Consider the following 1,300-nt stretch of genomic DNA (forward strand, 5'->3'; position numbering starts at 1 on the left):
CGTATTCGCGCCGATCGGCCGGCGGCGCGGCCGGGTCGCATTGCTGCAGGGCTGCGCCCAGCAGGTGCTGGCGCCGCGCATCAATCAGGCCGCGATCAATGTCCTGACCCGGCACGGCATCGAGGTCGTGCTGGTCAAGGACGAGCAATGCTGCGGCGCGTTGACCCATCACATGGGACAGGATGGTGACGCGCTGGCGCGCGCACGGGCCAACATCGCGGTGTGGCAAAGGGAAGCGGACCAGAACGGGCTGGACGCCATTCTGGTGACGACGTCGGGCTGTGGGACAGTTGTCAAAGACTACGGCTACCTGCTGCGCGAGGACAAAGCATTCGCCGAGCCGGCGCAGCGGATCTCGGCGCTGGCGAAGGATATCACCGAGTATCTCAGCACTCTCGAGCTCGCACCTTCAACGCAGAAAGGCGACGTCACCGTTGCCTATCACTCGGCTTGTTCGTTGCAGCACGGACAGAAAATCACTCAACTTCCGAAAGAATTGCTTTCCAAGAATGGATTCGTGGTGAAAGATGTACCTGAGAGCCATTTGTGTTGCGGTTCGGCGGGGACCTACAACATTCTCCAGCCCGACATTGCGAGCAGATTGCGCGATCGCAAGGTCGCCAATATTGCGCTTGTCAAACCGGACATGATCGCTGCGGGCAATATTGGCTGCATGGTTCAGATTGCCGGCGGTACGTCAGTTCCTGTGGTGCACACGATTGAGCTTCTCGATTGGGCGACAGGAGGTCCCCGGCCAGGATTGAATTGATCGACTGCCACTCGAGCATGATCCGGACCCCAGCCTTGCCCTGACGCAGCGTGTCTGACGCAATGTGAAGGACCGGCGCTTCCTCAGCCACAGACGCGAAGCGATCGCGCGGCCATCATGCCCGACAAGCGAAGTGGAGGGTGCCTCACCCCGAGGTGCAGTCAACGACCGGCAAGCGATCACTTCAATACGCGGTGGACTCAAATCAGCGGCAACAGGAGGACCACGATGGCGAAGGCGAAGAAGGCGAAGAAAAGCAAGAAGGCCAAAAAGGCCAAGAAGGCGGTAGCGGCGAAGAAGAAGTCCGCGAAGAAGTCGGCCAGGAAGGCCGCGAAGAAATCAGCCAAGAAGTCTGCAAAGAAATCGGCGAAGAAGTCAGCCAAGAAGGCTGCAAAGAAAGCAGCGCCGAAGAAGGCCGCGCCCAAGAAGGCTGCCAAGAAAGCTGCGAAGAAAGCTGCCAAGAAGAGCGCTCCGAAGAAGGCCGCCGCGCCGAAGCCGGCTGCCCCGGTCGCAGCACCCCCGGCGCCCGAG

Annotated in this window: 2 protein-coding genes; one reads left to right on the plus strand and one right to left on the minus strand. The window is 60.6% G+C overall.

Annotated features, from left to right (window positions below; genetic code table 11):
• A partial coding sequence (locus H8A92_RS40425) for a heterodisulfide reductase-related iron-sulfur binding cluster (protein WP_249795543.1) occupies positions 1-769 on the plus strand: 769 nt, incomplete at its 5' end.
• Between the two features lie 200 nt (positions 770-969).
• Here the strand turns inward: H8A92_RS40425 and H8A92_RS40430 are convergent.
• A partial coding sequence (locus H8A92_RS40430; protein WP_229200801.1) for a hypothetical protein occupies positions 970-1,300 on the minus strand: 331 nt, incomplete at its 5' end.

The sequence above is a fragment of the Bradyrhizobium acaciae genome (assembly GCF_020889785.1).
In the GTDB taxonomy this organism is placed as follows: domain Bacteria; phylum Pseudomonadota; class Alphaproteobacteria; order Rhizobiales; family Xanthobacteraceae; genus Bradyrhizobium; species Bradyrhizobium acaciae.